This is a genomic window from Thermomonospora sp. CIF 1 (assembly GCF_001896795.1).
GTDB classification, from domain to species: Bacteria; Actinomycetota; Actinomycetes; order Streptosporangiales; family Streptosporangiaceae; genus Thermomonospora; species Thermomonospora curvata.
Genome location: NZ_MOYN02000023.1, coordinates 72067 through 98171 on the forward strand (window position 1 = coordinate 72067; position 26105 = coordinate 98171).

The 26105-nt window shown below is 71.4% G+C and carries 22 protein-coding genes; 7 read left to right on the forward strand and 15 right to left on the reverse strand.

Translation table 11 applies throughout. The features are described from left to right. Positions 1 to 17 precede the first annotated feature (17 nt). The 9 genes from BUE48_RS18650 to BUE48_RS18690 all read right to left on the reverse strand — a co-directional run bounded on the left by BUE48_RS18650 (position 18) and on the right by BUE48_RS18690 (position 12234). Positions 18 to 803, reverse strand: a complete 786-nt coding sequence (locus BUE48_RS18650) for a hypothetical protein (RefSeq protein ID WP_012854068.1) — start codon at positions 801 to 803, stop codon at positions 18 to 20. Positions 804 to 1006: 203 nt separating this feature from the next. Continuing rightward, positions 1007 to 1816 carry a class I SAM-dependent methyltransferase gene (locus tag BUE48_RS18655; protein WP_052305544.1) on the reverse strand — a complete coding sequence of 270 codons (810 nt, stop codon included), beginning with the start codon at positions 1814 to 1816 and terminating at the stop codon, positions 1007 to 1009. Positions 1817 to 1917: 101 nt separating this feature from the next. Continuing rightward, positions 1918 to 5304 (reverse strand): ATP-dependent helicase, encoded by a 3387-nt coding sequence (locus tag BUE48_RS18660; protein ID WP_286990641.1) that lies wholly within the window; start codon positions 5302 to 5304, stop codon positions 1918 to 1920. Continuing rightward, complete coding sequence (locus BUE48_RS18665; RefSeq protein ID WP_286990642.1) at positions 5301 to 8480, reverse strand: ATP-dependent helicase; 3180 nt, start codon at positions 8478 to 8480, stop codon at positions 5301 to 5303. The genes BUE48_RS18660 and BUE48_RS18665 overlap by 4 nt, the downstream gene beginning before the upstream one ends. 181 nt (positions 8481 to 8661) lie before the next feature. After that, entirely contained in the window at positions 8662 to 8970 is a 309-nt protein-coding gene (locus BUE48_RS18670; protein ID WP_286990643.1) for an MGMT family protein, read from the reverse strand. A gap of 135 nt (positions 8971 to 9105) precedes the next feature. Next, positions 9106 to 10902 carry a S8 family serine peptidase gene (locus BUE48_RS18675; RefSeq protein WP_286990644.1) on the reverse strand — a complete coding sequence of 599 codons (1797 nt, stop codon included), beginning with the start codon at positions 10900 to 10902 and terminating at the stop codon, positions 9106 to 9108. 20 nt (positions 10903 to 10922) lie between these two features. Continuing rightward, positions 10923 to 11732, reverse strand: a complete 810-nt coding sequence (locus BUE48_RS18680; RefSeq protein ID WP_012854074.1) for a hypothetical protein — start codon at positions 11730 to 11732, stop codon at positions 10923 to 10925. Positions 11733 to 11823: 91 nt separating this feature from the next. After that, positions 11824 to 12018, reverse strand: a complete 195-nt coding sequence (locus BUE48_RS18685) for a CsbD family protein (protein ID WP_012854075.1) — start codon at positions 12016 to 12018, stop codon at positions 11824 to 11826. A gap of 33 nt (positions 12019 to 12051) precedes the next feature. Then, on the reverse strand, positions 12052 to 12234 hold the full coding sequence (locus BUE48_RS18690) for a hypothetical protein (RefSeq protein ID WP_012854076.1): 183 nt from the start codon (positions 12232 to 12234) through the stop codon (positions 12052 to 12054). A gap of 173 nt (positions 12235 to 12407) precedes the next feature. On the opposite strand from BUE48_RS18690, the gene moeZ reads away from it, so the two are divergent. Further along, a complete protein-coding gene (gene moeZ / locus BUE48_RS18695) occupies positions 12408 to 13589 on the forward strand; it encodes an adenylyltransferase/sulfurtransferase MoeZ (RefSeq protein ID WP_012854077.1) in 1182 nt (393 codons plus the stop codon). A gap of 362 nt (positions 13590 to 13951) precedes the next feature. Here moeZ and BUE48_RS18700 read toward each other — a convergent pair whose 3' ends face one another. After that, positions 13952 to 14251 carry a hypothetical protein gene (locus tag BUE48_RS18700; RefSeq protein WP_286990645.1) on the reverse strand — a complete coding sequence of 100 codons (300 nt, stop codon included), beginning with the start codon at positions 14249 to 14251 and terminating at the stop codon, positions 13952 to 13954. Positions 14252 to 14458: 207 nt separating this feature from the next. Between BUE48_RS18700 and BUE48_RS18705 the strand changes: the two genes are divergently transcribed. The 3 genes from BUE48_RS18705 to BUE48_RS18715 all read left to right on the forward strand — a co-directional run bounded on the left by BUE48_RS18705 (position 14459) and on the right by BUE48_RS18715 (position 16955). Continuing rightward, positions 14459 to 15313 carry a helix-turn-helix domain-containing protein gene (locus BUE48_RS18705; protein ID WP_012854079.1) on the forward strand — a complete coding sequence of 285 codons (855 nt, stop codon included), beginning with the start codon at positions 14459 to 14461 and terminating at the stop codon, positions 15311 to 15313. A 2-nt stretch (positions 15314 to 15315) separates the two neighbouring features. Continuing rightward, positions 15316 to 15561, forward strand: a complete 246-nt coding sequence (locus BUE48_RS18710; RefSeq protein WP_052305703.1) for a DUF397 domain-containing protein — start codon at positions 15316 to 15318, stop codon at positions 15559 to 15561. 239 nt (positions 15562 to 15800) lie between these two features. Next, on the forward strand, positions 15801 to 16955 hold the full coding sequence (locus BUE48_RS18715) for a methyltransferase domain-containing protein (RefSeq protein WP_286990646.1): 1155 nt from the start codon (positions 15801 to 15803) through the stop codon (positions 16953 to 16955). Between the two features lie 43 nt (positions 16956 to 16998). Here BUE48_RS18715 and BUE48_RS18720 read toward each other — a convergent pair whose 3' ends face one another. Both BUE48_RS18720 and BUE48_RS18725 read right to left on the reverse strand, forming a co-directional pair. Then, positions 16999 to 17829 (reverse strand): SAM-dependent methyltransferase, encoded by an 831-nt coding sequence (locus BUE48_RS18720; RefSeq protein ID WP_286990647.1) that lies wholly within the window; start codon positions 17827 to 17829, stop codon positions 16999 to 17001. 286 nt (positions 17830 to 18115) lie between these two features. Then, complete coding sequence (locus BUE48_RS18725; protein ID WP_012854083.1) at positions 18116 to 18829, reverse strand: TetR/AcrR family transcriptional regulator; 714 nt, start codon at positions 18827 to 18829, stop codon at positions 18116 to 18118. A 165-nt stretch (positions 18830 to 18994) separates the two neighbouring features. Here BUE48_RS18725 and BUE48_RS18730 point away from each other — a divergent pair, with 165 nt between their 5' ends. Then, on the forward strand, positions 18995 to 21148 hold the full coding sequence (locus BUE48_RS18730) for an MMPL family transporter (protein WP_286990648.1): 2154 nt from the start codon (positions 18995 to 18997) through the stop codon (positions 21146 to 21148). A 98-nt stretch (positions 21149 to 21246) separates the two neighbouring features. Here BUE48_RS18730 and BUE48_RS18735 read toward each other — a convergent pair whose 3' ends face one another. Both BUE48_RS18735 and BUE48_RS18740 read right to left on the reverse strand, forming a co-directional pair. Continuing rightward, positions 21247 to 21498 (reverse strand): hypothetical protein, encoded by a 252-nt coding sequence (locus BUE48_RS18735; protein WP_012854085.1) that lies wholly within the window; start codon positions 21496 to 21498, stop codon positions 21247 to 21249. A gap of 102 nt (positions 21499 to 21600) precedes the next feature. Next, entirely contained in the window at positions 21601 to 22455 is an 855-nt protein-coding gene (locus tag BUE48_RS18740) for a hypothetical protein (RefSeq protein WP_041440059.1), read from the reverse strand. A gap of 591 nt (positions 22456 to 23046) precedes the next feature. Between BUE48_RS18740 and BUE48_RS18745 the strand changes: the two genes are divergently transcribed. After that, positions 23047 to 23811, forward strand: coding sequence for an SDR family oxidoreductase (locus BUE48_RS18745; RefSeq protein ID WP_286990649.1), 765 nt, complete (start codon positions 23047 to 23049; stop codon positions 23809 to 23811). Between the two features lie 161 nt (positions 23812 to 23972). Here BUE48_RS18745 and BUE48_RS18750 read toward each other — a convergent pair whose 3' ends face one another. After that, positions 23973 to 24599 (reverse strand): TetR/AcrR family transcriptional regulator, encoded by a 627-nt coding sequence (locus tag BUE48_RS18750; RefSeq protein ID WP_286990650.1) that lies wholly within the window; start codon positions 24597 to 24599, stop codon positions 23973 to 23975. Positions 24600 to 24842: 243 nt separating this feature from the next. Between BUE48_RS18750 and BUE48_RS18755 the strand changes: the two genes are divergently transcribed. Beyond that, positions 24843 to 26087: a cytochrome P450 gene (locus BUE48_RS18755; RefSeq protein ID WP_245536897.1), complete on the forward strand. Its 1245-nt coding sequence runs from the start codon at positions 24843 to 24845 to the stop codon at positions 26085 to 26087. Positions 26088 to 26105 lie beyond the last annotated feature (18 nt).

Sequence of the window (26105 nt, forward strand, 5' to 3'; positions counted from 1 at the left end):
CGGGAGGGCGCCCTCTCTCAGCGGCCCAGGGCGCCGCGAAAAGTCAGGCCATAGTGCCGGCGGAGCCTGCGGACCTCCAGCCAGGCGATCCCCGTGACCGACAATGGGCCGCCCAGCAGCAACATCACCTGCAGGACGGCCGGGACGCCCGGATAGCCGCCGGAGGTCAGCTCCACCGGCACCATCGCCCACGTCACGGCGGTGGTCAGCAGCGGGGGCACCAGTTCGTGGATGTCGGCGGTGCGGAAGGCGTGGGTCACCGCCAAGAACCCGCCGTAGGCGGCGAATCCCAGCAGCCACAAGAAGAACAGCAGCGTGCTCAGCGCCGCCAGGAACCACCACAGGTTCTCGTACTCCGTCTTCTCGAGCAAGGAGAGGGGCACCATGATCAGCGGAGTGGCGAGCAGCGTCAGCATCGCCAGCAGCGGACGCACCGCCCGGCGCAGGTACAGCCGCCGGTTCGGCGGCCGGGCGGCCGCGATGAAGGCGAGCACGACGAACGGGCACAGCATGATGGAGAGCATCAGGTTCCCGACGAGCTGTTCCAGCCACTGGTTGACCGCCGCGTCGGTGTCCGTCGACTGGTAGGTCAGCGCGATCCCCACCAGCACGGCCATGCCCGTCCAGGCGCGCAGCTGCTGCAGCGCCCTGATCATGGGATCGACGATCCGGTCCGGACGCGACGGCAGGAACACGCACCGGGCCGGGACGGCGCAGAGGCGGGCCCACAGCACCACCAGCGGCGTGGTGTCCTCAGCGGTCCTGCGGTCGGCCGCCCCGCCCGGGTTTCCCCTCATGTCCATCCGTGTGCTTCCTTCGCCGAAGACGCAAGTCCACACTGTGGCCGCACACGACTCCGGCGAAAAGCGATCTTGGATGGCTGTCCTCTTCCGGTCACCGGTATCCGTTTTCGACCGGCTGGGGAACGCGAGTGAGCCCGGACCCGGGGGTGGGTTCGGGCCCGGGAACGCTCACGCAGGTCCGCGGCGGAAAGCCCGGGGGGCGTTCAGGGGGCGATGGCGCCGAAGTAGGCGTTGGCCTGGGTGATGCACAGCTCGCCGTCCACCATCACCGGGCGCAGGCCGGTGGCGGGGCCGCCGTCCAGTTCGGCGCGCAGCTCGGCGCGGATCTGCTCGGCGGTCTCGGCGGGCGTGCCGGACTTGGCCAGCCAGGCCTCGAGCGGGCGCACCACATCGAACCGGTCGGTCCGCTTGACCTCGGCCCCGGCCTCGGTGATCAGGTCGGTGATCTGCTGCACGGTGAGCAGCCGGCGGTGGGAGGGGTCGCGCAGCCGCTCCAGCCGGTCGGGGTCGGCGGCGCCGTCCTCCGGCCGCACCAGGTCCGCCACGACCAGCCCGGCGCCGGGCCGGCTCACCCGCACCAGCTCGCGCAGCACCGCCGCCGGGTCGTCGGCCTCGTGCAGCGAGAAACGGTTCAGCAGCAGCGTGAAGGAACGCCCGATGTAGGGCAGGGCGGTGGCGTCGCCCCGGGTGAAGGTGATGTTGGTGAGCGCGTCCCGGTCGGCCTCCCGCTTGCCCTCGGCCAGCTTGCCCTCGTCCAGGTCGAGCGCGGTGACGTGCCGTACTCGCCGGGCGATGGCCCGCGACAGCACCGCCGTGCCGGCGCAGGTCTCCAGCACCACGTCCTCGGGGTCGAGCTCGGGTTCGGTGAACTCCACCAGCCGCACCAGGTTCGCGGTGAAGGACATCCTCAACCTGGGATCCCCGCCCCGCTCCGGCCGCCCGCCGACCTCCCGGACGATCTTCTCTGCGCGCGTCACCGTCACTTCGACCTCCTCGCTCGATGCGGGGATCATCTCCCGAACTTCACTTTCTGGCCATAGGGGGTCCCTCACACCGGCGGGAGGCGGTGAAAGCGCTCCCCCGCAGCCGGTGCTCCCGGATCTGCGCGCCGGTTTCAGTCGATGGGGCGGATGTTCTCCAGCAGGGCGGTCAGGCCGGCGCGGTCGAGGAGGTCGGCGGGGCGGATGGTGCGGTTGTAGCGGACGTAGTGGAAGGCGGCGCTGACCTTCTCCAGGGGGACGCCGGCCAGGTCGGCCCAGGCCAGGCGGTAGGCGGCCAGTTGGACGGCGGCGTGGCGGAAGTCCTCGTCGGCGGGGGGCCGGCCGGTCTTCCAGTCGACGACCTCATAGCCGCCGTCGGGGGCGGTGAAGACGGCGTCCATGCGGCCGCGCAGCACGCGGTCGCCGAGGACGGTTTCGAAGGTGACCTCGATGTCGAGGGGGCGGCGGGAGGCCCACTCGGATTCTTCGAAGCGCCGCTGCAACTCGCTCAGCATCGAGTCGTCGGCGGCGCCCTCGTCGGCGGCGCCGGGCAGCTCGTCGGGGTCCAGCAGGCGCTGCTGGCCCCAGCGGGACTCCAGCCAGCGGTGGAAGGCGGTGCCGCGGCGGGCGTAGGGGGCGGGCGGGCGCGGCATGGGGCGGCGGATCGAGCGGGCCACCTCCTGGGGGTCGCGGGAGAGCGCGACCAGGGTGGAGACGGTGAGCTTGGCGGGCAGCTCGACCTGCAGGACGTCGCCGCCGCGGCCGCGGTCCCGCTCGGCCAGCAGCAGTTCCACATCCCGCGCCCAGGCGGTCATGCGGCGGCGGTCGGCCTCGGTGAGGCCGTCGTCGCCGGCCCAGGGGGCGGTGCGGCCGACCATGGCGTCGCGGACCATCTCGGCGCCCTCCACGATGGCGGCGTAGCGGCGGCCCTCGGGGGTGGCGGGCCACCGGCCGGGTTCCGCCTCGGCCTGCAGAGGGTTGGCGGCGCCTTCTTCGGGGGGGTCGGCCCAACTGACGACGCGGCCCGCCCCGGTCTCGCAGGCCTGGCGGATCTCCTCCAGGAACGGCGAGGGGTGCAGCGGGCGGGCGGTGGCGCCCCACCGGTGGCCGGTGGCGATCAGCAGGTGGGAGGCGCGGGTGACGGCGACGTAGGCCAGGCGGCGTTCCTCCCGCAGATCCCGATCGGCGCACTCGTCCTTGAAGCGGTCCAGGTCCGCCTTGGTCAGGCCGTTGAGTCTGGGCAGGTTGCCCTTTTCGTAGTCGCCGCGGAGCTCGAACGGCAGCAGGCGGGGGTTGTCGGTCCAGCGGGTGGACTGCTGCGGCGGGGAGGGGAAGATCGAGCCCTTGACGGGACGGCCGCTTCCGCTCGGCAGGTAGCACAGCCCGGGGACGACCACCACCGGCCACTCCAGGCCCTTGGCGGCGTGCACGGTGAGCAGTTTGACGCTGTCGCTCTCGCTGACCCGCCCCGCCGGCAGGCCGAACTCCTCGCTCTCGGCGGCCTTGAGGTAGGCCAGGAACGCGCCCAGGGTGGGGTTTTCGGACTCCTCGGCGAAGGAGGCGGCGGTCTCGATGAAGGCGTCCAGGTCGGCGCGGGCGCCGGCCGGGTCCAGGCCGGAGCGGGCGGCGACCTCGATGTCCAGGCCCAGGGTGCGTTCCACCTCGGCGACCAGGTCCGGCAGCGGCAGCCCGACCTGGGAGCGCAGCGTGCGCAGCTCGGCGGCCAGGCGGCGCAGCCGGGCCAGGCCCTCGGGCGAGTAGGCGGACGGGTCGCCCAGGTCGTCGAGGGCGTCCACCAGGCTGCCGGTCTCCTGGGTGAGCTCGATGACGACCTGGCGGAGCGGGTCGGTTTCCTCGGCGTTCGCTGCGGGCTCGGGCCGAAGCTCGGAGGCGTCGGGGGGCGGGGTGATGTCCCGGGTGTTCTCACTGGCCAGCCGGCGGGCGCGGCGGCCGAGCGCCACCAGGTCGCGCGGGCCGATCCGCCAGCGCGGGCCGGTCAGCAGCCGGGCCAGCGAGGCCCCGGCGGTGGGGTCGTGCACCACCCGCAGCGTGGCCACCACGTCCTGCACTTCGGGGACGGTCAGCAGCCCACCCAGCCCGACCACCTCGACGGGGATGTCGCGTTCCTCCAGGGCCTTGCGCAGCGGCGGGATCTGGGAGCGGCGGCGGACCAGCACGGCGATGTGGGAGTACTTCAGCGGCCCTTCGTCCCAGGGCAGCCCGTCGGGGGCGAGCTCGGGGTCGGCGGCCCGCAGGCGGCGGATGCGCTCGGCGATGTGCTCGGCTTCTGCGGTGACGGTGGGCAGCAGGGCGCACTCGACCCGGCCGCGGCCGCGGCGGCCCTCCCCCGGACGCAGCCGCGGCACGTTCGCGGTGTCGGCGCGCAGGCCTTGTTGGATGCGGGCGGCGACCTCCAGGATGCGTTCGCCGTTGCGCCAACTGATCGACAGCGTGGCCGTGGGGGCGGGACGGGCGTGCCGGGGCGGGCGCCGGCCGGGGCGCGGCGGGGGCACGGCGGCGACCCGGCTCGGGACGGCCGGGGCGAGGGGGAAGTCCTCGGGGAAGCCGGTCAGGTTGCCGGAGCCGGCGCCCCGCCACCCGTAGATGGACTGGCACGGGTCGCCCACCGCGGTGACCGGGTGGCCGCCGCCGAACAGCGAGGTGAGCAGGACGAGCTGGGCGTGACTGGTGTCCTGGTACTCGTCCAGCAGGACGACCGCATAGCGGGAGCGTTCGATCATCCCGACGTCGGGGTGGTCGCGGGCGATGCGGGCCGCCAACGCCACCTGGTCGCCGTAGTCGAGGACCTCCCGTTCGATCTTGGCCCGCTGGTAGGCCTCCACCAGCGGCAGCAGTCGCTCCCGGATCTCCTGGGTGGCCAGCACGTTCTTTGCGGCCCCCCGCCGTCCGGGCAGGGCGTCGAACTGCGCCCGGAGCCGCCGGCCGATCTCGCGGACGTCCTCGGGGGTGCGCAGGTGCTCGGCCAGCTCGCCGGACAGGTCCAGCACGGCCCGCACCACCGTGTCCGGCCGCCAGTCGATGCCGTCCATGGCGCCGTCGTAGTCGTCCACCACCCGGGCGGCGAGCTGCCAGGCCATGGCCGGGCTGATCAGGCGCATGGTGGGTTCCAGGGCGGCGCGCAGGGCGTGGTCGCCGAACAGCCGGGCGGCATAGGAGTGGTAGGTGGACACCGTCGGTTCGCCGTCCAGGGCCGCCTCCCCGCCCAGCCGGTCCAGTTCGTCCTGGGGCAGGCGGTCGCGGAGCTGGTCGAGACGGCGGCGGATGCGGGCGGCCAGCTCACCGGCGGCCTTGCGGGTGAAGGTCAGCCCCAGCACCCGTTCGGGCCGCACCAGGCCGTTGGCCACCAGCCACACCACGCGGGCGGCCATGGTCTCGCTCTTGCCGGAGCCGGCCCCGGCGATCACCGCCATGGGGGCCAGCGGCGCCGAGATCACCCGGGCCTGCTCGGGGGTGGGTTCGGGCAGCTCCAGCAGGCGGGCCAGTTCGACGGGGGTGATCACAACCCCACCTGCCCGCCCTCGTCGTGGACGGGACAGCAGGACCGCACCGGGCAGGTGCGGCATTTGTCGTTGGGACGGGCCTGGAAGACCTCGCCGGCCATGCCGGTGGCCACCACCTCGACCAGTTTCTTGGGCCAGTCGGGGTCGCCGTCCTCGGCGGGCGGCGGCTGCCGCTGCTCGCGCGCCTTGTTCTCGTACGATCCCTTGCCGACCTGCACCAGCACCGCCCCGCCCGGTTCGACCAGGCCGTGCCGTTGCAGGGCGCCCAGCGTCACCGCGTACTGGTAGACGCCCAGTTGGGGGTGGCGGGCCAGTTCCTTGTCGGGGACCTTCTGGGCGGAGGTTTTGATATCGACGACCACGGCGCGGCCGTGCTCGTCGCGTTCGGCCCGGTCGATGCGGCCCCGGATGACCACCCGGCCGAGTTCGACCTGGAAGTCCTCCTCCAGCGCCACGAGCTCGTTGGGGTTGGCGCGGTGCCAGGCCAGGAACTTATCGACCATCTTGGCGGCCTGTTCGCGTTGTTTGCCGGAGTACCAGGAGCTGCCGAAGTTCAGTTCCTTCCAGATCTCGTCCAGTCTTTGGGCCACGTCCTCTTCGGCGAGGTCGCCGTGGCTGCCGGCCAGCTCGGCGACGGCGTGCACGACCTTGCCCATGGTGGCCAGCTCATCGGGCCCGCCGTCCCGGGCGCCGACCGCCGAGGCCAGCAGCCAGCGCAGCCCGCAGGTGGTGAAGGTCTCCACCTGGGAGGGGGAGATGGTGATCTGCTCGTCGGCGGTGAAGGCCGGGCGGGGGTCCGACAGCGCGGTGATGGCGTACCAGGAGTCGGGGTGGGCGCCGCGTACCCCGGCGCGGGCCAGCCGGGCCAGGTGGGCGGCGGCGGCGCGGCGCAGCGGCTGGGGCCGGGACGGGTCGGTGACCACCGCGCGCAGGTCGGCGACCAGGGCCGGCAGCGACAGCCAGCGGGTTTTCTCATCCAGTTCGGAGCGTTCGAGGGCGCCGGGGGCCAGTTCGTTCAAAAAGCGGGAGGGGCGTTCTTCGGTGTCGTCGCCTCCCACGGCGGTGACGACCAGCCGGCGGCGGGCCCGGGTGACGGCCACGTAGAACAGCCGCCGCTCCTCGTCCAGCAGCTTGGCCGCCATGGAGGCGCCCGCGGCGGTGCCGCGTCCCCCCTCGGCGAGCAGGTCGGCGAGGTCGCTGCCGGCGTGGTGTTCGATCAGTTCTTCCACGCCCAGCAGGGAGCCGCGCAGCCGCAGGTCCGGCCACACCCCTTCCTGCACTCCGGCGACGATGACCACCTCCCACTCCAGGCCCTTGGCGCGGTGGGCGGTCAGGATCCGCACCGCCTCGCCTTCGGGGGCCTGGTCGGCGATGGTGTCCCCGGCGATCTCCTCGCCGGAGATCTCGGCCACGAACAGTTCGGGCCCGGCCTGCGGCATTCGGTCGGTGAAGCGGGCGGCGCGTTCGAACAGCACCACCACGGCGTCCAGGTCGCGGTCGGCGGCGGCGCCGCGGGCCCCGCCCTTGGCGCTCTGCTCCAGCCAGGCGTCGGCCAGGCCGCTGGCCTGCCAGACGTTCCACAGCACCTCTTCGGCGGTGCCGCCCTGGCGGGCCACCTGGAGGAGGTGGGCGACACGTTCGGCCGGGGCGCGCACCTTGGGGTGGACCAGCAGCAGTTCGCGGGGGTCCTCCAGGGCGGCCACCAGCAGCTCGCCCACGGGACGGTCGCCGCCGGAGAGCGTCTCCACCTCCCGCAGCGCCCGTTTGAGCCGCCGCAGGGTCAGCGCGTCGGCGCCGCCGAGCGGGCCGGTCAGCAGTTCCTCGGCGACCTCGCCGGTCAGGTAGCCCTTCTCCAGCGCCGCGCGCAGCAGCACCAGAAACGGCCGGACGGCCGGTTCGCCCATCAGCGGCAGCTCGTCCCCGGCCACCACCACCGGCACCCCGGCCTGGGCGAGGGCGCGGCGCAGCGGCGGGACCTGCCGGACGGCGCTGCGCACCAGCACCGCCATGCGCGACCAGGGCACTCCCTCCAGCAGGTGGGCGCGGCGCAGCTCGTCGGCGACCAGGGCGGCCTCCTGGCCGGGGCTGTCGGCGATGACGACGTGCACTTCGCCGTCCTCGGCGCCCTGGCGGGGGCGCAGCGCGCGGTGCTCGGCGGCCGACGGGCCGGCGGGCAGGCGGCGGGCGATGCGGCGGGAGGCCTCCAGGATCGCCGGGCTCATCCGGCGGCATTCGCGCAGCGCCACGACCGGGGCGGGCCGGCCGTCGGCGGTCGGGAAGCGGTGCGGGAAGTCCATGATGCCGCGCACGTCGGCGCCGCGGAATCCGTAGATGGACTGGTCGGGGTCGCCCACCACGACCAGGTCGCGGCCGTCGCCGGCCAGGTGCTTGAGCAGGTGTTCTTGGGCGGGGTCGGTGTCTTGGTACTCGTCGACGAACACCGCGTCGTAGGCGGCGCGCTCTTGAAAGCGCACCTCTTCTTCGGCCAGCAGCGCGGCGGCGGCCTCGATCAGGTCGGTGTAGTCGTAGGTCAGCACCGGGTCGACCGCGAAACGCTGCTCGTAGCGGTTCATGAACCGGCCGATGGCCACCCAGTCGTCGCGGCCCTTGAGGTAGCCGAGTTCTTCCAGCTCCTGGGGGCCGTAGCCGCGTTCGGCGGCGCGCAGCATGAAGTCGCGCAGCTCTTCGGCGAAGCCCCGGGTGGTGAGCGCCTCATGCAGGCGGCGCGGCCAGTGCACGGCGCCGTCGGCGGCCTCGCCCTCCAGCAGCCGCCGCACTTCCAGCAGTTGCTCGGGGGCCGACAGCAGGCGGGGCGGCTCCTGGCCGCGCCGGATCGCATCGCGGCGCAACAGGGCGTGGGCGTAGCCGTGGAAGGTCAGCGCCAGCGGGGCGCGGGTGGTGCGGCGCAGCCGCCCGGTGATGCGGTGCCGCAGTTCCTCGGCGGCCTTGCGGCTGAAGGTCAGGACTAGGACGCGTTCGGGGTCGCAGCCGCGGCGTTCGATGCGGTCGACCACCGCTTCGACGATGGTCGTGGTCTTGCCGGTGCCCGGCCCGGCCAGCACCAGCAGCGGCCCGTGCGCATGCTCGACCACCCGCCGCTGCTGCTCGTCGAGCTCGGGCGGGGCCGTCCGGATGAGGCCGGAGCGACGGACGAGGCGGTAGGACGCTGATGGCACAACAGACGATTCCAGCAGATCATCGGGTTTCGCCTGGCCTGAACACCCTTATGTCTCAAATGTGACATAAGGGACGCATGTGACGGCCGTGGCCTGTGGGTTCGGTGATCCTACCGGGCGGGGGTGACGCCGGCCGACCCGCTGCGGCGGCGTGCCTTCCCCCGCGTGCCGCCGCCGCGGGTCAGGAGCGGCCGTCCCAGCGGGCCCGCCGCATGTCCACGCGGGTCCCGTCCTGCCGCAGCGGGGTGCCCTCGGCGAGGTACTCCTGCAGGGCCCGCACCTCGTGGCCGGGCGGAGGGCTGCCGTCGGCGCGGATCACCCGCCACCAGGGCACGCCGCCGCCCCAGCGGGCCATGACCCGCCCGACCTGCCGGGGGCCGCCGCGTCCCAGCAGCTCGGCCACGTCCCCATACGACAGCACCCGGCCGGGCGGGATCCGCTCCGCCACCTCCAGCACCAGCTCGGCGAACTCGTCAGGCTCCTGCTGCATCGTCCGATTCTGGCCGTCCCGCCGCCGGGGCGCGAGGGAATCGGCGGCACCGGCCTGCTTCCGCCGGGCCTGTGGGCACGTCATCCGAGCACCGGCCGTGCTTCCAGAAAGCCCCGCCGCCCGGCCGGTCGCCTGTTACGCAGTCCTGTTTCCGTCCGGAGGGGGCTGCATCGGCCCGGGGGCGTTGGGAGGCGGCCACGGCGTTCCATACGGCGATGCCGGTGCACCCGGAGACGGCCATGGCCGGCCGGACGGCCCGTTCGGAGGCGGCCACGGCGTCCCGTATGGCGGTGCCGGTGCGCCCGGAGGCGGCCAGGGGCCGTAGGCGCCCACCACCGGCTGCAGCGGCGCCAGCGACGGGGCGACCGGGGCCGGCGGGTAGGGAGGCTCGAAGGTCGGCCTGCCCGCGCCGGGGGGCGGGTCCAGAACCAGCGGCACCCGTCTCTTGCGCTGGGCGGGCTCGGGCGGCGGAGGGCCGGGCGGCAGGTCGGGAGGCTCGAAGGCGGGAGCCTTGGGCCGCGGGCCCGTCCCGGGGACGTACGAGGGGACGGACACGGTGGCCTGCGGGCGCGGCGGGGCCGTCTCGACCGCCAATGGAACGTCCGCGGGCTCGAAGGTCACCGCGACGGGCACCGGTTCGGGCTCGGCGGGGGCGTCCGGATCGAAGATCAGGGGCGGGGGCGGCTCGGGCGGCGGCTCCTCGGCCGCGGCCGGGCGGGGGTCCGACGGCGCGGGCCTGGTGCGGCGGTACAGCGCGACGGAGACGGCCACGGCCAGGCCCGCCCCGGCGACGGTGAGCACGATGACGCCGACCGCCACCGGCTCGGTCCACGCCGGCTGGTCGATCACCTTCACCGGGCCCGGCGGCTCCCCGTCGGTGAAGCGCTCGTTGCTGGGCAGGGCGCCGCCGCCGCGGGGCGTGCCCGCCAGGCGGTCCGCCGCCCGCACCGCCGCCGCCGCGTTGACCTCGCCGAACCCCACCGAGGCGTTGTACTTGCCGGGCGGGCCGAACCGGACGCTCTCCAGCAGCGCCTGCTTGACCAGGGAGGGCTTGAGGTCGGGGTGGCGGGAGCGGATCAGCGCGGCCACCCCGGAGACCAGCGCGCTGGCGCCGCTGGTGCCCTCGGCCAGGAAGTAGGTGCCGTCCGGCCCGGCCATCGGCACATCGTCCCCCGGCGCGGCCAGCAGCACCGAGTGGTTGCGGGTGGAGAACGGCGCCCGCCGGTGCTTGGCGTCGGTGGCGGCCACCGCGATGACCCCCGGGTAGGCCGCCGGGTAGGAGTAGGGGGCGAAGCCGTCGGCGTCCAGCAGCTCGCGTTTGTCGCCGTCGTTGCCCACGGCGGAGACCACCACCACGCCCTTGGCGATGGCGTGCGCGATGGCCTCGCGTTCGGCCGGGTTGGGCCGGGCGTTGCCCAGCGAAAGGTTGATCACGTCGGCGCCGTGGTCGGCGGCGTAACGGATGCCGCGGGCCACCGCGTCCCGTGCCGCCCGGCTGGTGCGGTAGGCCAGGTAGCCGGGGTCCTCGGGTTCGGCGATCACCCGCAGCGACAGGATCCGCGCCTCGGGCGCGACCCCGATGATGCCGTCCCGGCCTCCGGGGCCGTGGCCGTGCCCGGCGATCAGCGAGGCCATGCCGGTGCCGTGCCGTCCCGCCGGAGCCCGTCCGCCGTCGGTGCGCGACAGCAGGTTGGGGCCGACCGTCACCGAGCCGCGCAGATCCGGGTGGGAGGGGTCGGCCCCGGAGTCGACGACCGCGACGGTCACCCCGCCGCCCCGGGTGTACTGCCAGGCCTCCTGCACGCCGAGGGTGTTCAAGATGGCGCGCTGCCGGTCGCGGATCTCATCGGCCCAGACCGGTGCGGGCACGCCGACGAACGCCAGCAGGGCGACGGCCAGCGCGGCCGCCCGGGCCCGCACCGCTTTCCTCATCGCCGCCCTCCCGTCGCAGGTCAGCATTGCCAGTCGGCGCTGGTGCAGTCCGGCAGCGCCCGGGTGGACAGATTCTGCGCGATGGCGTGCCCGAGCTGGGGCACCAGGCCGAACAGGTCGCCGGGCTGCTGCTTGCCGCGCACCGCGGCGGCCGGGCGTCCATCGGAGTGGCCCGCGGTGGTCAGCACCAGGTAGGGACCGCCGCGTTCGGCCGTGCCGACCTGGCGGGCGGCGTCGTCGAACCGGGCGGCGACGGTGCCGGGGAAGGCGGCGGCGCGCAGCGCCGTGGGCGATCCGGGGATCTCCCGGCGGGCCTTGTAGGCGGCCTGCTGGTCGGGGAAGACGACCACGCCCACCGTCACCACCACCCCTTCGAGCTGGTCGGCGTACGTGGCGCGCAGCACGGCGCGGCAGCCGTGGCGCTGCAGGATGGGGGCGATGGAGGCGTCCACCGCGCTCTTGCAGTCGGTGCCGGGCGCGATGCCCGCCCTGGTGGCGTACTCGACCTCGTCGGTGCCGGGCAGGTAGGTCAGCCGCTCGGGGAAGATCCGCCCGGCGGGCCAGGCCTGCCAGCGGCGGGCGACCTCGGCGTCGGCGGCCCGGCGCAGCTCGGCGTCGGTGGGTTCACGGGTGAGGATCTGCACGGCGCCGGTGACCGCGACCACGCCCAGCGCCAGGTATCCGGCCGCGACCGCGATCGCCGCCCACGCCCAGTGCCGTCCGCGCAGGCCGAACGCCTTGTGCCCGGCGGGGTGCACGGCGGGCCGCCGATCCGGCTCCTCCCGCGCAGGCTCAAGCTCCGGCGGGTCGCGAAACGGCTGGACGGCCACGTCTCACAACATAACGCCCATCGACGCTATCCGCGCATACGTGCAGAGCCCTCCGCTTCGAAGGGCTCTGCACCGCACGCCGTGGGCGAGGTCACTGCCCGAAGCCGCGCCGAACGTCCTTGGCCGCGTCCTTGACGCGCTCACCGGCCTGCTTCATGCCGCCGGTGGCGCGCTCGCCGCGCCCCTCGCTCTCCAGGCCGCTGTCGCCGGTGCGCCGGCCGACCTCTTCCTTGCCGCGCCCTGTGATCTGCTGCGCCTTGTTCTTGAGCTTGTCCAGAAAACTCATCCGAGCCCGCCTTTCACACCGTCGCCGGTTTCGTCACTGCCGCTTGGACGAGCGGATCTCCCGGCGGATCCGCGCCGCCTCCCGGTGAATGCGGCTCTCGGTGTCCAGCAGCCGCGCCTCGGCCTGCTCCGTCCGCAACCGGGCCCGCAGCTCTCTCAGGCTCGGCGTCCGCTCGCGGACGACCGGGCGCCGCATGACGCGTCGCAAGAACCGCATCGGGTCGACTCCTCACATGTCGGGTCGCCCATCGATGCCCGCTATCGCCCATTTCATGCCTGGCGAGGTCCGTGTTCGGGAATCAGCGGCGGCATGGCAAGGTTGTGCTGTGACGGGATCGCCGACGGGCGGCGTCCCACCCGCCCTTACAGGCTGAGCACAGGAGCATCACCGTGTCGTTGCCCCCTCTGGTCGAGCCCGCTGCGGAGCTCACCCGCGAAGAGGTCAATCGCTACTCGCGGCACCTGATCATCCCCGACGTGGGGATGGCGGGTCAGAAGCGTCTGAAGAACGCCAAGGTCCTGTGCGTGGGCGCCGGCGGTCTCGGCTCGCCCGCGCTGATGTACCTGGCCGCCGCCGGGATCGGGACGCTGGGCATCATCGACTTCGACGTGGTGGACGAGTCCAACCTGCAGCGCCAGGTCATCCACCGGCAGTCGTCGCTGGGCGTGCCCAAGGCCGAGTCGGCCGCCGCCACCGTCCGGGAGATCAACCCGCTGATCAACGTGGTGGTGCACAACGTCGCGCTGGACCGCGACAACGTGATGGAGATCTTCTCCGGCTACGACCTGATCGTGGACGGCACCGACAACTTCGCCACCCGCTACATGGTCAACGACGCGGCGGTGCTGCTCGGCAAGCCGTACGTGTGGGGGTCGATCTACCGGTTCGACGGCCAGGCCAGCGTGTTCTGGGCCGAGCACGGCCCGTGCTACCGCTGCCTGTACCCCGAGCCGCCCCCGCCGGGCATGGTGCCCAGCTGCGCCGAGGGCGGGGTGCTGGGCGTGCTGTGCGCCTCCATCGGCTCCATCCAGGTCAACGAGGCCATCAAGCTGATCACCGGTATCGGTGAGCCGCTGGTCGGCCGGCTGATGATCTACGACGCCCTGGAGATGACCTACCGCTCGGTCAAGGTCCGCAAGGACCCCGAGTGCGCCCTGTGCGGCAAGAACCCCACCATCACCGAGCTGCTGCCCGACTACGAGGCCTTCTGCGGCACCCTGTCGGACGAGGCCAGCGAGGCCGTCAAGGACTCCACCATCTCGGTGCACGACCTGAAGGCCATGCTGGACCGCGGCGAGGACATCTTCCTGGTGGACGTCCGCGAGCCGAACGAGCATGAGATCGTCTCCATCCCGGGCGCCACGCTGATCCCCAAGGGCGAGTTCCTGAACGGCTCGGCCCTGGAGCGCCTGCCCCAGGACAAGAAGATCGTCCTGCACTGCAAGTCCGGCGTCCGCTCCGCCGAGGCCCTGGCGGTGGTCAAGAACGCCGGCTTCTCCGACGCGGTGCACGTCGGCGGCGGCATCCTGGCCTGGATCAACCAGATCGACCCGAGCCTGCCGACCTACTGACCTTCGCACGGTGGCGGACCCCCGGCTTGTGGGGTCCGCCACCGTCGCGTATCCGGCCCTCGGTTTGAGGGGACCGCTGTCCGCCCGATGGTCCGGCGGAGTGGCAACCGCTCCCCCACCGGCCGACGGCATGCCCATGGGGACGCTTCGGATCTGCGTCCGTATGGAACGCGTCTTCGGCGCCGGGAATGGACATCAGGGTGGCTCTCGCGGGACGGGAACCGCCCTCAGCCCGGTGAACGCCGGGGGATGACACCAGACCGTCTCCGCCGGCGCGGCCGCACAGAGCCGGCGGATGCCAGCGCCCCGGCCGAACGCCACCGGACGCACACGGCATGCCGTTTTTGCGGCCGGACCGAGGATCAGACCAGCCAGACCAGCTCCGAGCCCAGACGCCGGGACGCGCTGTGCGGGCTCTGCCAGGTGTGGATGCCCGCCCCGGACGGCGTGACCGTCATGGTGTGCCCACCGGGCAGCGCCATCCCATAGGCGACGACCTCCCGCACCGGCCGGTCGTTGTCGTCGTCGAACTCCTGCACCAGGGCGAACAGCCGCGCGACCCGCCCTCCGGTCAGCTCGGCGACCTCAGCGGCGGCGATCCTGCTCTCCGGCTCGTCCCCGTGAGGAACAGACGGCCTTCCGGACCTGCGGATACCCTCCATTCGGGTGCTCCCTTCCGAGCATCCGGGCCGGGACGGCTCCGACTGGCACGCGATGGGTCCGTCCCGGCCCTTTTTGCTTGTTTTCGGTCACAAACAGTGTCGGATGACCTACAGTTGGTATCGTTTCACCAAGGCCCAAGGAGGACAAGTTGTTCCTCTTGATTTTTGTGGCCATCTTCATGACAGCCGGTGGAAGGAGACCCCGGGATGCGCACCCCACAGCGGGCGACACTGCGGTCCCAGTGGCTCGGCCAGCAGCTTCGCGAACTGCGTGAAAAGAGCGGCCTCCTGCTCAAGGACGCCGCCGAGTACCTGCAGCGGGACCCGGGAACCGTCAGCCGCTTCGAGTCCGGCTTCTACCCGATCCGCCGCCCCGACCTGCTGGCGCTGATGGACCTGTACGGCGTCTCCGACCCCCAGCGCCGCGAAGCGCTCCTGCGACTCAGCCAGGACGTCTGGCAAAAGGGCTGGTGGGACGGCTACGTCCACGACGTCGCAGGCTCCATGATCGACTTCGTCTGGCTGGAGGCCCGCGCAACGCACATCCGCTCGTTCGCGGCCATCGTGGTGCCGGGCCTACTCCAGACCCCCGAGTACGCCGAGCACGTGATCCGCGTCAATGAGCCCGGCGCATCCCCCGACCAGATAAAGCGCTGGCTCGAACTGCGAATGACTCGCCAGCGACTACTGGACGGCGACACTCCGCCCCGGCTGTCGGTGATTTTGGACGAGGCCGTCTTGCACCGCCAGATCGGCACCCCGGCGATCATGGCCGCTCAGCTCCGCCACCTCATCGAGTACGCAGCCAGGCCCACCGTAGACATTCGGGTCCTTCCCTTCCGCGCGGGCACACCGGCCGGCACGTACGGCACGTTCGACATATTCACGCTGCCCGACTCATTCCCTGAGGTGGCGTATACCGAGACACTGGCGGGTGCAATCTATATAGAGTCACCCGATACAGAACGTTTCATCCGAGCGTACGATGGACACGAAAGCCTAGCCCTTGGACCAGCCGACTCCATCGAACTGATCTCGGCGCTAGCAGAGGAATGGCAGTGATCATGTCCGAGACCCACCAGACCCTCAGCCCCGAAGAGCGCGCCCGCATCGCCTGGCACATCAGCACCTACAGCCCTCACAACGGCGGCAGTTGCGTCGAGGCCGGTCCCCTGAACGACGGCACTGAACGCGTCGCCGTCCGCCACAGCAAACGCCCCGACGCCGAAGTCATCATCTACACCCGAGCCGAATGGGAAGCCTTCCTCAAAGGCGTCCGCAACGGCGAATTCGACTTCTTCAACGATTAGGGAACCGGTTCATTAACCGCTGCGCAGCTCCACCGCAACCGGCAGGATCAGCAGGCGGTTCTCACCACGGAATGCAGCGTCCTGGTCTCTTCGCCCTGCCGGAACATCCAGCGGACATCCCGGGCAGCCGATGTCCCGGACGGCACCTCGGCAGGAGGGACGACGGGCAAGCTCGCCAGGCAGCAGAGCAACGGGCAGTGGAGGCACGGGTCGGGCAAGGAGAAGACCGGAGAGCAGAAGTGACGGGGCGGCTGGTCGAGGAGCTGGAGGAGGCCGGGGCGGTGCCGCCGCAGTGGCGGGAGGCGTTCCGGGCCGTGCCGCGGCACCTGTTCATCCCCGAGGTGATCTGGGTCGAGGGCGAGGAGGGCTGGCGTCCCCTCTCGCGCGCGGACGACCCGGACGGCTGGTGGCGGGAGGTGGACAGCGACGGGTATGTCGTCACCCAGGTCGATGATGGGCGCGAGCCCGTGCCGGGTGCACTGGGCGAGTGCTCCACCAGCAGCGCCAGCCAGCCGAGCCTGGTGTTGCGGATGCTGCATGAGCTGGGGGCGGAGCCGGGGATGCGGGTGCTGGAGATCGGCACCGGGACCGGCTACAACGCCGCGCTGCTGGCCGCCCGGCTCGGAACCGGCGGCGTGACCAGCGTGGAGGTGGATCCGCAGGTCGCGCAGCGGGCGCGCCGCGCACTGGCCGAGGCGGGCTGCCCGGTCGATGTGATCACAGCCGACGGGTTCGAGGGCCACCCGCCGGGAGCGCCTTATGACCGGATCATCGCGACGGCGTCGGTGCGGCGCATCCCCCCGGCCTGGCTCCGGCAGACCCGCCCGGGCGGCGTCATCGTCACCCCGTTCGGGAACGCCTACCACAACGATGCCCTGCTGCGGCTCGCCGTCGGCGCGGACGGCACCGCGTCAGGGCCGTTCACCGGGCCGGCCGCGTTCATGTGGATGCGGCAGGACCGGGTCCACCTGGGCAGGCTCTGTGACCACGTCCACCCGGGCGACGCCCCGGACGTCTCCGCCACCGGCCTCGACCCCCGGGAGATGTTCGGACGTCCCGGACCGGACTTCGCCATCAGCGTTCAGGTGCCCGACGTCTCCTGGCACCGCTTCGACGCCTCGGACGGCTCTGGTGAGTTCACCATCTGGCTGTTCGACGTCACCGGCGAACGGTCGTGGGCCTCGGTGGACTTCGAAGGCCGCGCCGCCCACCGCGTGGAGCAGTACGGACCCCGCAGACTTTGGGATGAAGTGGAAGCCGCCTACCGCCACTGGCTGGCACACGGCCGCCCGGACATGACGCGCTACGGCCTGACCGTCGCCCCGGACGGACGGCAGCACATCTGGCTCGACTCCCCCGATCACCGCGTGGCGCCGGTACCCGGGTGCGAGTGAAGCCCGGTCTCGCCACGCGCCGGCCCGTCCACCGTCCGGGCGGTCAGGGGACGCGGCCGATCCCGCCCAGGCAGGAGGGGGTGCCATAGTCGGGGACGTAGTCCTCGCGCAGGCCGTCGCCGTGGCGCCAGGCCTCCACCGGGACGAGGCCCGGGGGCAGCAGTTCGGTGCCCGTGAAGAATTCGCGGATCTGTTTCAGGGTGCGCACGGTGATCGAGCCGGTGGCCGTCCGGTGGTAGATCCGGCCGAATTCGGTGACCATCTCCTCGGCGACCTGGCCGGGGAACAGGTGGGACAGCACCAGGTGGCTGCCGGAGCACATTTCCTGGCGGAAGCGGGCGACGGCGTTCGCGGCCGCTTCGTCGTCGGGGATGAAGTGCAAGATGGCGCAGAAGATCACCGCCACCGGTTCGCCGAAATCGATTCGTTCTTGCAGGACGGCGTCGCCGAGAATGCTCTCCGGGTCGGTGAGGTCTCCCTGGATGACCGTGGTCTGGCGGTCGTCGGCCAGCAGGGCACGGGCGTGCGCCAGGACCGTCGGGTCGTTATCGACGTAGACGATCCGGGAGTCGGGGGCGTGCCGCAGTGCCACCTCGTGCACGTTCTCCTGGGTCGGCAGCCCGGTGCCGATGTCGAGGAACTGCCGGATCCCGGCCTCGGCCAGGGTGCGCACGGCCCTGACCAGGAAGGCCCGGTTGCTGAGCGCGGTCCCCTTGACGTCCGCGCCCGCCTGCCGGCCGAGCTCGATGACCTTCTCGGCGGCGATCCGGTCGGACTCGTAGTTGTCCTTGCCGCCCAGGTAGTAGTCGTACATCCGGGCGACGCTCGGAACGGTCGGATCGACCCCGGGCGGCACCTTGCCGTACCCGCTCATGCTCAAGCCCTTCCCAGTCGGGTCCCGCCCCTTAAGAAACCACATCCGGCAGCCGTTTTTGATCTTTTGGACAATTGGACAGAGCCGGATTCACAGCGCACTGAGCGGTCTGCTTGAAGAGGCTTTTCAGAGCGCGCATCCAGGGCGTGAGGCCGTGTTCGGCGCAGGCCGTACGGCGTCCGGTCGCCGAGCCGGCAGACCGCCGCATTGACGGGCACCCGAAAGGGAGTTCGAGAAAACCTTTTTTCGGCACGCCTTTTTCAAAGGCCGAGCCGGGGCGATGGGGCTACTCCTCGGGCGGGCTGTAGCGCAGGCCCAGCTGGGGGGCCAACTCGGCGAGCATCAGCTCGAACAGCGGGGCGGGGTTGTCCAGGGCGAAGCGCAGGTGGCCCAGCACCTCCAGGCTGACGCTGCCCTGCAGGCGCACCCAGCACTGGATGAAGGTGAGCATCGCCCCCAGCGGCAGCGAGACGCTCATCCAGTCGCGGTAGCGCTCCAGCTGGCGTCGCAGCTCCGGGTCGAGCTCCTCGTCGGGGCGGACGGGGAAGGGGCTCTTGTTCCACAGCTCCAGGAACAGCGTCATGAACACCCAGCCGAACCGGCGCCCGCACTCGGTGGCGAAGTCGTCCCGGTCGATGTCCAGGCCGGGCAGGGGGGTGCCGAACAGCAGGGCGTACTCGCGTTCGTGCGCCAGCGCCCAGCGGCGGAACGCGCGGGAGACGACCAGGAACTTGCCGGCCAGGTCGCCGGGCGGGACCGTGCACAGGGCGTCGTACAGGGCGTCGGTCAGGTCGTTGAACAGGTCTCCGACCAGGTGGCTGAGCAGCTCCTGGTGGCTGTCGAAGTAGCGGTAGAGGGCGGGGGCGGTCATGCCCATCTCGCGGGCGATCGCCCGCAGGGTCACCGCCTCCTGGCCTTGTTCGACCAGCAGCTTGCGGGCGGTCCGGATGATCTCCTCGACGGTCGCCGCGCGCAGCCGGTCGCGCCTGGTCTCGGCCATGATCTCCGCCCCTCCCTTCCTGACCTCGGTCTTTGCATGATTCCGCACAAACATCGTTGACGAAAGTTAACGCCGTATGCGAGAGTTTACGGGCGTAGCAGTTAACGTGTTTCATTCCCGCGATCATCGTTAACCGCCCGGCCGGGCCGGGCGATGGAGGACGCGATGCTGGAAAGCTGGGGCCGCCTGATCTACCGGCGGCGATGGCCCGTGCTGGTTGCGGCACTGGCCGCGGTGATCTTCTCGGTGGTCTGGGGCACCGGCGTGTTCGGGGCCACGACCTCCGCCGACGGCTTCGCCACCCCCGACAGCGAGAGCGCCCGGGCGATCGAGGTGGCCGAACGGGCGCTGCCCCGCGGCGAGGCCGACGTGGTGGTGCTCTACACCGACCGGGCCGGACGCACGGTCGACGACCCGGCGGTGCGCAAGGCCGTCACCGACGCCGTGGCCGCCCTGCCGGCCGACCGGGTCGCCTCGGCCCTGACCTACTACTCCACCGGCTCCCCGCAGTTCGTCAGCGCCGACCGCACCACCACCTACGCCGTGCTGCGGCTGGCCGGGCAGGACACCGCGCAGCGGGAGGAGAACTACCGGGCGATCCGGGACGACCTGACCCGCGCCGAAGGGCTGGAGGTCAAGGTCGGCGGCACGGTGCCCACCACCGTCACCATCAACGAGCAGGTCTCCGAAGACATCGCCCGCGCCGAGATGCTGTCCCTGCCGGTGCTCATGGTGCTGCTGGTGGTGGTCTTCGGCGGGCTGGCCGCCGCCGCGCTGCCGCTGCTGACCGGGATGGTCGCCATCCTCGGCGCGTTCACCGTGCTGCACGCCATCGCACTGGCCACCGACCTGTCGATCTTCGCGGTCAACGTCGCCACGTTCCTGGGACTGGGACTGGCCATCGACTACGGGCTGTTCATGGTCGCCAGGTTCCGCGAGGAGCTGCGGCGCACCCAGACGGTCGAGGACGCGCTGGGCGCGACCATGGCCACCGCCGGGCGCACCGTGCTGATCTCCGGGGTCACGGTGGCCATCTCCATGGGCGGCCTGGTCCTGTTCCCGCAGATCTTCCTGAAGTCGATGGGGTACGGCGGGGTGGCCACCGTGGTGGTCGACATGATCGCCGCGCTCACCCTGCTGCCCGCGGCGCTGGCGGTGCTCGGCCCCCGCGTCAACGCCCTGTCGCTGCGCCGCCGCTCCGCCGCGTCCGCCGCGGAGCCGGCCCGCGGAGGCGGCTGGCACCGGACGGCGAGCACGGTGATGCGGCGCCCGGTGCTGTACGCGGTGGCCGCCACCGCGCTGCTGCTGGCCATCGGGGCGCCTTTCCTGCGCATCAACTGGGGCGGGGTCGATCCCCGGGTGCTGCCGGAGGGCACCGAGGTCAGGGTCGTCAGCCACACCCTGGAACGCGACTTCCCCGGCAACGCCACCAGCCCCATCGACGTGGTGGTCCAGGGCCGCACCGACCCGGCCGCGCTCGCCGAGCGGCTGCGCCAGATGCCCGGGGTGACCGGCGCGGCCGTCACCGGGCAAAGCGCCGAGGTCTCCCGCATCGCGGTGACCTTCGACGGGGACGCGCAGTCCGACGCCGCCCGCGACCTGGTCGAACGCATCCGGCAGATGCCCGCGCCGCCCGGTACCACGATCTACGTCGGCGGCGTCACCGCCACGGTGATCGACCAGCTCGACAGCCTCGCCGACACGCTGCCGCAGGTGGCGCTGGTGGTCGGGACGGCCATCTTCGTGCTGCTGTTCCTGGCGTTCGGCTCGGTGGTGCTGCCGGTCAAGGCGATCGCGGTCAATTTGCTGTCGCTGGCCGCCGCGTTCGGCGCCGTGGTGTGGATCTTCCAGGACGGGAACCTGTCGGGCCTGCTGGACTTCACCGCCACCGGCAGCATCGCCCCCGCCATGCCGATCCTGATGCTGTTGCTGCTGTTCGGGGTGTCCATGGACTACGAGGTGTTCCTGCTGTCGCGGGTCCGCGAGCAGTACGACCTGACCGGCGACAACACCGCCGCCGTCGCCGCCGGGGTGCAGCGCACCGGCGCCATCATCACCGGTGCCGCGCTGCTGCTGATGGTGGCGATCGGCGCGATGGCCACCTCGGGGGTGTCCTTCATCAAGCTGATCGGCGTGGGCATGGCGATCGCCATCGCCCTGGACGCCACCGTGGTCCGCCTGATCCTGGTCCCCGCCGCCATGCGCCTGCTGGGCCGCGCCAACTGGTGGGCCCCCGGCCCCCTGGCCCGCCTCTACCGCCGCTACGGCATCCGCGAGGAGGAGAACCCCAAGCAGGAACGCGACCTCATCCCCGCCTGAGGCCGGCCCCATCACAGCCAGAGGTCCCGGAGCCGAATCGCTCCGGGACCTCCCACGTCCCGTCTCTCTGGACAGCGAAACCGCAGACCCCGGCCGGATCAGCCGAACAACTGCTCGCTCGACTCCACCGTCACCGCTCGCCTGATCCACCGCGCCAGTAGATCGAGATCATCACACCCGGTGATCCGTTCCCGAACCCGCTCCGAGACCTCCAGCCCCCGAGCCTCCAGGAACGCCACAAGAGCCCTGGCCTGCCCCTTCTTGAAGCCCTCCTTGAAGCCCTCCTTGAACCCCTCCCTGAAGGCCTTGCCGAGGAAAGGCCCCGTGTACTTGGGAGGCACAGTGCTCATGGCCCTCTCCAGGACCACCGAGGCGAGCTCAAAGCGGCTCGTCCCTCCGGGACCTCCGCTTCCCGGCTCACTGCAGCGACCAAGGCGCACAGCCTGTTCGAATCAGTCGAACAACTGCTCGGCCGACTCCACCACCGCCGCCCGCTCGATCCACCGCTCCAGCAGATCGCGATCGGTGCACCCCATGATCCGCTCCCGAACCCGCTCCGAGACCTCCAAACCCCGAGCCTCCAAGAACTTCACCAGAGCCTTGGCCTCACCTTCGTTGAAGGCCTTGCCGAGAAAGGTTCCCTTGTATTCGTAGGTCACGGTGTTCATGATCTCCTCCAGGGCTGCCAGGGCAGGCCCGGACAGTTGCGACAGGACATATTGATGGTATTGGAAGGCGGTGTCGGGGTCGGGGACGCTCAGGGCGGCGCAGTAGGCGTTCAGGACCTGAGTGCGTTCGGGGCGGTCACTGTGCGCCAGGGCGCTTAGAACCGACAATTCAGGCATTCGGCAGGCCTGTTCGATGTCGGTCACCACCGGCAGTTGTGCAGGTCCCAGGACCAGGGGTTTGAGCACCCATTCCGGTCCGCCTTCCGGGCCCAGGTCGATCGGTTCGGCGCAGGTCTCGGCCACCGCGTCCGTCGGGCACAGCACCAGCAGCGTCACCGGGCATCGGCAGCGGGCGCGCAATGCGGCCAGATAGGCCGGCCAGGTGTACCTCTTGTCCTCTTTGTACTGGAGCTGCACCTCCACGATGATTCCCAGGTCGGGCGGGGAGCCGTCGCCGACGAGGACGGTGGCGTCGCAGCGCAGCTCCTTGGGCTTGACGTCGTTGAAGGTCTCCGAGCCCAACGTGACCTTCGCGCGCTCGGGGACCTTCACCCCGTAGACCATCCGGAGCAGTTCGGGGGCGAGTGTCGGCCGGTTCCGGAACAGCTCCAGCGGCATCTCGTGTTCCAGAGAAGGCATGCGGAGAACAATAGCCGGATCAGTCCTTAGAAATCAGGTCAATATCAGAAAACCTGTTATTCATGGGATCATGCAGGACCAATTTCTAGGTGTTTGCCAAATTTGACCGCTTCGTCCATCGGCAGCGGGAATCACCTTGAACGACCGGACGGACGCGCTCTGATCGGTCAAGATTTTTGAAGTTTTCTCAACAAAACGGAGCCGAACCGCACCGTCTTTCCGCCAGGGCGAAGGCGCGCCGGCCGCTCCCAGGGAGCGACCTTCCCCCGGCGGGGGTGTGAGCCTTCGCGGATCTCCTCTGGACCGCCCCTCCCCCGCCTTCACCGGTGAACCCCCTTTTCAACACGTGGCCCAAGACAGCGGGAACGGGAGCCTCGCCGGTGTCCGGTGCGGCGACGTTCCAGGTCACGGCACCGTCCCCGCGTACGACCTGCGGACCGATGCCGCCTCCCGGCAACGCCGAATCGTCGAGAAACCCCAGTGCACGGCTCCGCGCCGCCCGGCAGGGCTCCTCGACCGGGACCATCGACACCGCGCCTGCTGCTCTGCCACTATGACCACCAGGTCATTCGACTTCTCACCAGGAGATTCATGCGCAGCATCCTCGTCACCGGTGCCGCCCGCGGCATCGGCCGGGCGATCGCCGAACTGTTCCTGTCCCGCGGCTGGCGGGTCGGCATGTACGACGTGGACGCCGAAGCCGTGGCGGAGGCCGCGGGCGGACGGCCTCACGCGGTCTCCGGGCGGCTGGACGTGCGGGACGAAGCGAACTGGCGCGCGGTGCTCGCCGACTTCTGCGGCGACGGCGGGCTGGACGTCCTGGTCAACAACGCGGGAGTGCTGTCCTCCGGGCCGTTCGCAAGCATCGACGCCGCCGCCCACCGCCGCATGGTGGAGGTGAACGTGCTGGGCGTGGTGTACGGCGCCCTGGCCGGTCACCCCTACCTCAAGCGCTCCCGCGGCACGCTGCTCAACCTGTGCTCGGCCTCGGCCCTGTACGGCCAGCCCGCCCTCGCCACCTACGGCGCCACCAAGTCGGCGGTCAAGTCGCTCACCGAGGCCCTGGAGCTGGAGTGGCGCGGCCAGGGCATCCGGGTGCGGAGCCTGGTCCCGCTGTTCGTGGCCACCGACATGGGCCTGCGGGACGTCCAGGGCGCCGCGAGCGTCAAGCGCCTGGGAGTGCGCCTCACCCCCGAGCAGGTCGCCGCCACGGCCTGGCGCGTGGTGCACGAACGCGACTTCCCGCTGCGCGCCCCGCACCGCGTCGTCGGTGCTCAGACCAAGCTCCTGGCCGCCGCGTCGGCCTTCTCCCCCCTGTGGATGGCCCGCCTGGTCGCCCAGCGCATCGCCCGCTGACCCATGGCGCCGTCCTCGTAAGGCGTCCGGCCAACAACACGGCTGCAAGAGAGCCGCGGCGCTCACACCGGGACCCGGCCGTCTCATAGGCCGCTCATCCGTCCCGGCGCATTGCCCCGATCAGCGCGCCTCTTTCCGCAGCCGGGGCGCAGGAGGCGGCCTCAGGCCACGGGGTGGCTGGAGTCCCGGCGCAGGACGGTCAGGATGTGGTCGGCGATGTCCTGGGCCTGGCGGTCGCGTTCGGCCTTGGTGAGGGGGCGGTCGCGGCCGGGGGTGCGGATCATCCGGCCGACGACGCTGCCGATCATCAGGTCGGAGACCAGTTCGGGGGTGACGTCGGGGGGCAGTTCGCCGCGTTCGATGGCGGCGTCCAGGACCTGGTGGACGACGGCGAAGCGGGCGCGGACGAGCTGCTGGACCTTCTCGTCCAGCCAGCGGGGGTAGTGCACGGATTCGACCAGGACGCGCGGCAGCACCAGGGCCTTGGGGCCGATGAACATGTCGACGACCTGCTCGGCGGCGTAGGTCAGGCAGGAGGGCAGGTCGTCCAGGTCGAGCCAGGGGGGCGGCATCTCGGCGACGCGTTCCAGGGCGGCCAGCAGCAGCTCTTCCTTGGTGGGCCAGCGGCGGTACAGGGCGGTCTTGCTGACCCCGGCGCGGCGGGCGGTGGCGTCGAGGTTGAACCCGGCCCAGCCGACCTGCCCGTAAAGGCTGAGCGCGGCTTTGAGGATCCGCTCGTCGATGGTGGGGTCGGCGGGTCTGCCGCGGGTCGTGGCCTTGCTCGACACCCGCCCAGTGTGGCACAGGGGGTTCGGGGTGGGCGGATCGGGCATAGGGGCGAAGGTCCCTTGACGTGGCCAGAACCGGATTCTACCGTCCCTTTAACGACGAACTTCGTCGTTAAAGGCGCCGGGACGGCCATCTCCGGCCCGAAGCGGCCGTCCCCGGTGCCGCCCCGCCCATCACCCCCGGCCGCGTCCCCGGCCCACGGCACGCGGCCCCTTGTGGAAAGGCAGCCGATGAGCACGACCATGACGGTTCAGGAGGCGGGACGGGCACTGGCGGACCCGACCGCCTACGCCGACGAGGCGAGGCTGCACGAGGCGCTGGCCCTGCTGCGCCGCGAAGAGCCGGTGCACTGGGTCGAGGCGCCGGGCTACAACCCGTTCTGGGCGATCACCAAGCACGAGGACGTGCTGGAGATCGAGCGCAACAACAACCTGTTCCTCAGCTACCCCCGCCCGATGCTGCTGACGGCCGAGCTGGACGAGATGCAGCGGCAGCAGCGCGAGCAGGGCATGGAGCTGCGGACCCTCGTCCACATGGACGACCCCGAGCACAAGAAGATGCGGGCGATCACCGCCGACTGGTTCAAGCCCCGCTCGCTGCGCCGCCTGGAAGGGCGCATCCGGGAGCTGGCCAAGCGCTATGTGGACCGCATGGCCGAGCTCGGCGGCGAGTGCGACTTCGTCACCGACGTCGCCTCCCAGTTCCCGCTGTATGTGATCCTGTCGGTGCTCGGGCTGCCCGAATCCGACTACGGGCGGATGCTCAAGCTCACCCAGGAGCTGTTCGGCGGCGACGACCCCGAGCTGCAGCGAGGCGCCAACGCCGAGGACACCATGGCGGCGTTGATGGACTTCTTCGAGTACTTCAAGGAGCTGACCGCCTCCCGCCGCGCCAACCCGACCGACGACCTGGCCTCGCTGATCGCCAACGCCGAGGTGGACGGCGAGCCGCTGTCAGACGTCCACACCTTCTCCTACTACACGATCGTCGCCTCCGCCGGCCACGACACCACCAGCTCGGCCATCGCCGGCGGCCTGCACGCCCTGATCGAACACCCCGACCAGCTCGCCCGCCTCCAGGCCGACCTGTCGCTGATGCCGCTGGCGGTGGACGAGATGATCCGCTGGGTCACCCCGGTCAAGCAGTTCACCCGCACCGCCGCCGAGGACACCGAGATCCGCGGGGTGCGCATCGCCAAGGGCGAGTCGGTGCTGCTGTCCTACCCGTCGGCCAACCGGGACGAGGAGGTCTTCGAAGACCCCTTCCGCTTCGACGTGGGCCGCGACCCCAACAAGCACCTGGCCTTCGGCTTCGGCGTTCACTACTGCCTGGGCGCCCGCCTGGCCAAACTGGAGGCCCGCATCTTCTTCGAAGAACTGGTCCCCCGCCTGGAGTCCATCGAACTGGCCGGCGAACCCCAACTGATCGCCACCACCTTCGTCGGCGGCCTCAAGCACCTGCCCATCCGCTACACCCTCAAGAGCTGACCCAGCCCCACCGCCCGG

Excerpts from the sequence above, each read along its gene's own strand:
- BUE48_RS18650 (WP_012854068.1), bottom strand. The coding sequence starts at position 803 with ATGGACATGAGGGGAAACCCGGGCGGGGCGGCCGACCGCAGGACCGCT.
- BUE48_RS18655 (WP_052305544.1), bottom strand. The coding sequence starts at position 1,816 with ATGATCCCCGCATCGAGCGAGGAGGTCGAAGTGACGGTGACGCGCGCA.
- BUE48_RS18670 (WP_286990643.1), bottom strand. The coding sequence starts at position 8,970 with ATGCAGCAGGAGCCTGACGAGTTCGCCGAGCTGGTGCTGGAGGTGGCG.
- BUE48_RS18675 (WP_286990644.1), bottom strand. The coding sequence starts at position 10,902 with ATGAGGAAAGCGGTGCGGGCCCGGGCGGCCGCGCTGGCCGTCGCCCTG.
- BUE48_RS18685 (WP_012854075.1), bottom strand. The coding sequence starts at position 12,018 with ATGAGTTTTCTGGACAAGCTCAAGAACAAGGCGCAGCAGATCACAGGG.
- BUE48_RS18690 (WP_012854076.1), bottom strand. The coding sequence starts at position 12,234 with ATGCGGTTCTTGCGACGCGTCATGCGGCGCCCGGTCGTCCGCGAGCGG.
- BUE48_RS18700 (WP_286990645.1), bottom strand. The coding sequence starts at position 14,251 with ATGGAGGGTATCCGCAGGTCCGGAAGGCCGTCTGTTCCTCACGGGGAC.
- BUE48_RS18705 (WP_012854079.1), top strand. The coding sequence starts at position 14,459 with ATGCGCACCCCACAGCGGGCGACACTGCGGTCCCAGTGGCTCGGCCAG.
- BUE48_RS18710 (WP_052305703.1), top strand. The coding sequence starts at position 15,316 with ATGTCCGAGACCCACCAGACCCTCAGCCCCGAAGAGCGCGCCCGCATC.
- BUE48_RS18720 (WP_286990647.1), bottom strand. The coding sequence starts at position 17,829 with ATGAGCGGGTACGGCAAGGTGCCGCCCGGGGTCGATCCGACCGTTCCG.
- BUE48_RS18725 (WP_012854083.1), bottom strand. The coding sequence starts at position 18,829 with ATGGCCGAGACCAGGCGCGACCGGCTGCGCGCGGCGACCGTCGAGGAG.
- BUE48_RS18730 (WP_286990648.1), top strand. The coding sequence starts at position 18,995 with ATGCTGGAAAGCTGGGGCCGCCTGATCTACCGGCGGCGATGGCCCGTG.
- BUE48_RS18735 (WP_012854085.1), bottom strand. The coding sequence starts at position 21,498 with ATGAGCACTGTGCCTCCCAAGTACACGGGGCCTTTCCTCGGCAAGGCC.
- BUE48_RS18740 (WP_041440059.1), bottom strand. The coding sequence starts at position 22,455 with ATGCCTTCTCTGGAACACGAGATGCCGCTGGAGCTGTTCCGGAACCGG.
- BUE48_RS18745 (WP_286990649.1), top strand. The coding sequence starts at position 23,047 with ATGCGCAGCATCCTCGTCACCGGTGCCGCCCGCGGCATCGGCCGGGCG.
- BUE48_RS18755 (WP_245536897.1), top strand. The coding sequence starts at position 24,843 with ATGACGGTTCAGGAGGCGGGACGGGCACTGGCGGACCCGACCGCCTAC.